Below are 6,822 nucleotides of genomic sequence, written 5' to 3' on the forward strand. Positions count from 1 at the left end.
AGTTCTTAGCTGCAAAAAATGCCATATTGTATATTATCACCTCATTTTTGGGAAATGTGTTATATAATTGTAGTTTCAGGGAAATTTTGTAATGCACGAATATCGAACTCACACCTGTGGTGAATTGAACAAGTCGAATGTTAGAGAAACAGTAGTTTTATCCGGATGGATCCATAACCGCCGCGACCATGGTGGAGTTTTATTTATCGACCTTCGGGATCATTACGGTCTAACACAAATCGTTATCTACCCCGATGCGGGATTTCAGTATGAGATCGGTCATCTTCATAAAGAGACGGTGATTAAAATTACCGGTGAAGTCATGGCCAGAACCGATGAAAACATCAATCCCAAAATGGCGACGGGAGAAATTGAAGTAAAGGTATCATCCTACGAAGTATTAGGCCTCTGCACACAACTTCCATTCAGCATATTTCCCGAAGAGCAGGCGCCTGAAGAACTCCGGTTGAAGTACCGATTTTTAGATTTACGCAAACCCGGTCTCCACGAGAATATCATTCTCCGCTCCAAAATCATATCAAGCCTTCGGCGAAGAATGATTGAGCACGGGTTTAATGAGTTCCAGACCCCTATTCTCACGAGTTCTTCTCCTGAAGGCGCCCGGGATTACCTGGTACCATCACGGATACATCCAGGCAGATTTTATGCTCTTCCCCAGGCGCCGCAGCAGTTCAAACAGCTTCTGATGATTGCAGGTTTCGACAAGTATTTTCAGATCGCTCCCTGTTTTCGGGATGAAGATGCCCGGGCCGACCGTTCACCCGGTGAGTTTTATCAGCTCGATCTTGAAATGTCTTTTGTCACGCAGGAAGATATCTTTGCGGTGGTTGAGGATGTTCTTTCCGGTGTGTTCACCGAGCATTCATCGCGCGAGAGTACCAAACCGCCTTTTCCCCGGATTCCCTATAAAGAAGCGATGCTGAAATACGGCTCCGATAAACCCGATCTTCGGATACCCTTTGAGGCCTGTGATGTTTCCGATATATTCGGCGAATCGGATTTTAATGCTTTTAAAAATGCCGTTGCTGAAGGCGGTGTAGTCCGTGCACTTCCGGTGCCGGCAATAGCAGACCGCCCACGAAGCTTTTTCGATCGCATGGTTGAGTATGCTCTTTCGATCGGCTCCAAAGGGTTGGCCTATCTGGTGTGGACCGACGAGAAAATCAAGGGACCAATAGCAAAATTCCTTTCCGAAGAAAAGGTGGCGCAGCTTACCGAACGCTGCAATGTAAAACTCGGTGATGTCGTTTTCTTTATTTGTGAAAAGGAAGCTGAAGCATGCCGTTTGATCGGCGACATCCGGGTAAAAATCGCCCACGAACTCGATATTATCGATAAAGATATTTATAAATTCTGCTGGATTGTCGATTTTCCCATGTTCGAGTGGGACAATGACACCAACAGTGTTGCTTTCTCTCATAACCCCTTTTCAATGCCCCAGGGCGGAATGGATGCACTCGAAAACCGTGACCCCCTCACGATACTTGCTTATCAATATGATATTGTCTGCAATGGTGTGGAGCTCTCTTCGGGTGCAATCAGGAATCACCGTCCCGAAATAATGTATAAAGCCTTTGAAATAGCGGGATATGATAAGGCGATGGTTGATGAAAAATTCGGAGCCATGATCAATGCTTTTACCCATGGCGCCCCGCCCCATGGCGGCATAGCTCCGGGTATCGACCGTATTGTAATGCTTCTGGCACAGGAGCAGAATATCCGTGAAGTCATTGCCTTTCCGATGAACCAGAAAGCCCAGGATCTTATGATGAACGCTCCGGGCCGGGCCAGTGAAGAGCAATTGCGGGAACTACATATCAAACTGCTGCCGTCTGCAAAAGAAGAAGCCTGAGACTGGAAGCATAGCTGGATTATAAAGAATGGAACTGGTTTCGGGCCTCGTTGTAGAACGGGGCATAATAAACAAGAAACAATTTCGTATCTGTTAAAAGTAGTGAAAAAAAGCAGTTTGCCGGCAAATAATTTTTACGGCACGGTCTTTTATAGTTCAATTCCGGCAGCCATAGAGTAAACCTTCTTGATGGCTGTCCGAATCGGGCAATAGTTAAAAGAAACTTAAAAATTTTTAACAACATGAGGTTTGCATCAGATGTCTAAGAGCATTGGAAAATTGCGTAACATTGGTATCAGTGCGCATATCGACTCAGGGAAAACAACCCTGACGGAACGGATACTGTACTACTGTAAAAAGATTCATGCCATGCATGAGGTTCGTGGCACGGATGGGAAAGGTGCCACGATGGATTCCATGGAGCTTGAAAAAGAGCGGGGAATCACGATTGCATCTGCAGCAACGAGCGTGGACTGGAAAGATCACACAGTTTCCATTATCGATACGCCCGGCCATGTTGACTTTACCATTGAAGTGGAACGCGCGCTTCGGGTGCTTGATGGTGCCATATTGGTTTTATGCGCAGTGGGGGGTGTTCAATCCCAGACCATGACCGTCGACCGTCAGCTCAAACGATACAAGGTGCCGAGAATTGCCTTTGTAAACAAACTCGACCGCACCGGTTCCAATCCCTATCTTGTCCATAAGCAGCTCTGTGAAAAGCTGGGTCATCATGCCGTGCTTATGCAAATCCCGATGGTAGAACAGGAAAAGCTGATAGGCCTTATCGATCTTATCCGCATGAAAGCCCTCTATTTTGATGGCGATGACGGGAGCGTTATCAGGGAAGAACCGATTCCCCAACAGTTCCGTGAAAATGCCGACGAGTATCATGACATTCTGCTGAATGAGGTATCCCACTATTCGGATGAACTGGCTGAAGCCTATCTTGAGGATGCGGTCAACGAACAGCTCATTCATGAAGCCGTACGGATGGGTACACTCTCACTCAAGCTTCTTCCTGTTTTCATGGGTACTGCCTATAAAAACAAAGGCGTGCAACCATTGCTCGATGCCGTAACACGGTATCTTCCCTGTCCCACTGAAGTTACAAACTATGCTTTTGATATTAATAATGATGAAGAAAAAGAGGTTCCCCTTACACCGGACCCGTCAAAGCCGCTGGTAGCCCTGGCATTCAAGCTTGAGGACAGCCGTTTCGGACAGTTGACCTATGTCCGTCTTTATCAGGGAACGGTGAAAAAGGGAGGCGAGTTGTGTAATTCCCGAACCGGCAAAACATTCAAAGTGGGCCGCCTTATGCGCATGCATGCGGATACCAAGGAAGAAATCGACGAAGCCCGGTGTGGCGATATTGTCGCCTTATTTGGTATCGATTGTGCATCGGGTGACACATTTAACGGCGCAGGATGCCGCTATTCCATGGCCCATATGCATGTTCCCGAACCGGTGATTTCGATTTCCATCGAAGCGGCCGACAAAAAATCGGCTGACAATATGGCCAAGGCACTCAACAGGTTTACCAAAGAAGATCCCACGTTCCGGACATACCTCGATGAAGAATCGGGTCAGACCATTATCAGTGGTATGGGAGAGCTTCATCTCGATGTATATCTCGAACGGATGCGCAGAGAGTACGGCGTTTCACTCAATACCGGCATGCCGCAGGTAGCCTACCGTGAACGGATTAAAAAGAGTGTTCCTTTCGATTATACCCATAAGAAACAGACTGGTGGCGCCGGACAGTTTGCCCGGGTGGCCGGTACTCTTGAACCCGATCATGAGAAGGAATATGAATTTGTCGATGAAATCAAGGGCGGCGTTATCCCGGTGGAATTTATTCCATCCTGTGACAGCGGTTTCCAGAGCTGTCTGGAAAAAGGCACCCTTATCGGCTTTCCGATTGTTAACGTAAAGGTAACGATCAATGATGGTAAGTACCATCCGGTTGATTCATCACAGGTGGCGTTCAAGAGTGCTGCGATCGGCGGTTTCTGGCAGGCCTATCAGAAGGCGGGTCCGGAAATAATCGAGCCGATCATGCGGGTTTCGGTTGAGGGGCCTCCCGAATTCCAGGGTAATGTTATCGCAAGTATTACCCAACGGCGGGGTATTATCAGTTCTACCTCCGAAGACGAACGCATTTCACAGGTTGAAGGTGATGTGCCTTTGAGTGAAATGTTCGGCTATTCCACCGCCCTGCGGTCTCTGACGCAAGGTAAGAGTGAGTTTACCATGGAGTTTTCCCATTATGACCGGGTACCGGAACAGCTTGCGGAAAAATTGAAAAAAGAGTTTGAAAATAAAAGGCGCAAAATATCATCATAAAAAGAAACGTCATTCCGCAGGCGGCGAAAGTCTTCTTATCGTGAAAGGATTTTTATAATGTTACGTTCAGAGCTGATTTCAAAAAGTCCGGTGCGCATCTTGGAGAAATCTACCCACGGCGGACTGGCTGTGGGTAGCATCGGCGCTATCGTCGGACCCAAAGGAACAGGAAAAACAGCATGCCTTGTGCATATCGCTACCGACCAGTTGTTACAAAATAAACATGTCGTCCATGTATCGTTCAGCGATTCGGCCGACCACATAACCACCTGGTATGAAGATATTTATACCGAAGTTTCCCGGCGGACGAACCTGGAAAATGCACAGGAAGTGCATGATGAAATTGTCAAAAACCGTATTATCATGAATTTCACCCAAAGTGGACTTCATCTTCAGGAAATTGAAAAACGCCTGAAATCGATAATCGACAATGTCGATTTTCATGTCGATACGGTTGTCGTAGACTGCTATGATTTTGCAAAAGCCACCGATGATGAAATAGCTGAAATCAAAGGCTTTGCAAATAAACTGGGTCTTTCATTCTGGTTCGGTGTGGCAGGATCGCCCAAGGATCAGGAACCTTCCATTCTCCGGAATTTCAGGGAAGAGGATTTCGAATTGATAATCCGGCTCCAGCCTCAGAATGACTCGGTACATTTAATGCTCCTGAAGGATCATGACAACACCGATATTCATGACATGCATCTTGTGCTTGATCCGAAGACACTTTTGATATCTAAAGAATAAAGGAACCCATCAAAATGTGCCCCTGGTTCGAACAATTGTAAGGGGACTATATCACCACAATCCCAAAAAGAAGGACATCCGTCATGAACAAATCGGAACTCGAACAAACCCTGGTGCTTATCAAACCCGACGCTTTGAAAAATTCATTAACCGGCTATGTTCTTTCTCTTCTGTCGGAGTTTCATACCGGCCTCCGTTTTGCAGGAGTAAAAATAGTCCATGTAAATGAAATGCTTGCCAAAGAGCATTATACGGAACATAGGGGCAAACATTTCTATACTTCACTTATCGATTATATTACCGGCCGGATACATTATTCCGATGATCCCTGGAAACGGCGTGTCATCGCCCTTGTCTACCAGGGCCCCTCGGCGGTAACAAAAATCCGTGAGATTTGCGGACCTACCAATCCTCTGGCAGCTAGAGAAACAAAACCGGGATGTATCAGATCGCTGGGCACGATCGTTCCCATGAAAGACAAAGAGGGAAATGTAAAAGACGAATACATGGAAAATCTCATTCATGCATCCGCTTCAAGAGAAGAAGCCGAACGTGAGATCAAACTCTGGTTCAGACCCAACGATATACCTCCATTGATGCATGCCTATCCGACCGAAGAGAGTAAAGAGCATTATTATTATAAAGAAGGACGTCTTTATACTGTTCATGAATCCGAATCCGCCTGTCTTGTTGCGCCGGGTGACCCGGTATGGAAATCCGATCTGGATGCACTCCGCAGGCTTACTAAGGGAGAAACTCCTCCGCAGCCGCTCGAAGCGGTTGCCGCAAAATATCTTATTAATCAGGGTACAGAATAAAATCGAATACCATTCGGCTCATGAATAATGAATACCCTCTGAAATCGGATTGAAATACTAAAAAGGCGGAGTATAAAAGCTCCGCCTTTGTTTTTTAGACGATTCAAATCCCATAAACGAACACAAAAGAGCGGGTTACCGGTATAAATAATGCCCCTCGATAAACGTCATCCTAAAAAGAGCCTGCGGCTCTTTAAATCCCCTCTCTGCGTAACGCAGGGGAAAGGGGATGATATATTTTCAATTATTGAAGTTGATAATTATTGAGCGAATTAGTGTGTTAAATGCATGAACTCTCTTTAGCGGCAAACATACTGGATATTATTTCCGAAAAGGCACCGTCAAAAGCAGCGATTCGGAAGGTAAATGTCACGGTCGGCCCTCTGGCGGGAATCTGGACAGAGTCGCTTCAGTTCGGTTTCGACGAACTCGCCCGGGAACAGGGTTTTAAAAACGCCCGCCTCTGTATCACTAAAACCGAAGCCAGACTCCGCTGCACCGCATGCAATAACGAATACAGTGCTGATGGTTTAATGGAGGTTTGTCCCTCGTGTGGGTCCCTCGAACGAACCGTTTTGTCGGGCGCCGAATTTACTGTCGATTCAATAGAAATGGAGGAATGATCCATGTGCGACACCTGTGGATGCACATCACCGTCGGATATGCATACTCATGACCATACTCACGAACATACCCATTCTCACAAACACGTTGACGTTGGGTTGGATGTTCTTAATAAGAATAATGAATTTGCCCTCCGAAACCGCAGCTATTTTGAGGAGAAAGGACTGTTCGTTTTAAATCTGATCAGTTCTCCGGGAGCCGGTAAAACATCCTTGATCGAATCACTGGCAAATCATTTTGGCGACAGGCTTGCGGTCATTGAAGGCGATCTTCAGACCCGCAGAGATTCGGAACGGGTGATTCGGGCCGGAAGCCGGGCCTATCAGATCGAAACGCAGGGTGCATGTCATCTTGACGCACACAGCATTGCGCATGCTCTGGATCATCTCGAGCTTGAGGGATGTGAAATTC

The 6,822-nt window shown here is 46.6% G+C and carries 6 protein-coding genes; all 6 read left to right on the forward strand.

What is annotated here, in order from left to right; genetic code table 11:
* The first annotated feature begins 91 nt into the window (after nucleotides 1-91).
* Nucleotides 92-1,873 (forward strand): aspartate--tRNA ligase, encoded by a 1,782-nt coding sequence (gene aspS, locus GF401_12170; protein MBD3345809.1) that lies wholly within the window; start codon nucleotides 92-94, stop codon nucleotides 1,871-1,873.
* Nucleotides 1,874-2,131: 258 nt separating this feature from the next.
* Entirely contained in the window at nucleotides 2,132-4,222 is a 2,091-nt protein-coding gene (locus GF401_12175) for an elongation factor G (protein MBD3345810.1), read from the forward strand.
* 57 nt (nucleotides 4,223-4,279) lie between these two features.
* Nucleotides 4,280-4,969: an AAA family ATPase gene (locus GF401_12180; protein MBD3345811.1), complete on the forward strand. Its 690-nt coding sequence runs from the start codon at nucleotides 4,280-4,282 to the stop codon at nucleotides 4,967-4,969.
* Between the two features lie 83 nt (nucleotides 4,970-5,052).
* Nucleotides 5,053-5,787 carry a hypothetical protein gene (locus tag GF401_12185; GenBank protein ID MBD3345812.1) on the forward strand — a complete coding sequence of 245 codons (735 nt, stop codon included), beginning with the start codon at nucleotides 5,053-5,055 and terminating at the stop codon, nucleotides 5,785-5,787.
* 284 nt (nucleotides 5,788-6,071) lie between these two features.
* Nucleotides 6,072-6,410, forward strand: a complete 339-nt coding sequence (locus GF401_12190) for a hypothetical protein (protein MBD3345813.1) — start codon at nucleotides 6,072-6,074, stop codon at nucleotides 6,408-6,410.
* A 3-nt stretch (nucleotides 6,411-6,413) separates the two neighbouring features.
* The coding region (locus GF401_12195; protein ID MBD3345814.1) for a hydrogenase nickel incorporation protein HypB at nucleotides 6,414-6,822 on the forward strand (409 nt) is incomplete at its 3' end.

This window comes from Chitinivibrionales bacterium (assembly GCA_014728215.1).
Lineage (GTDB): Bacteria > Fibrobacterota > Chitinivibrionia > Chitinivibrionales > WJKA01 > WJKA01.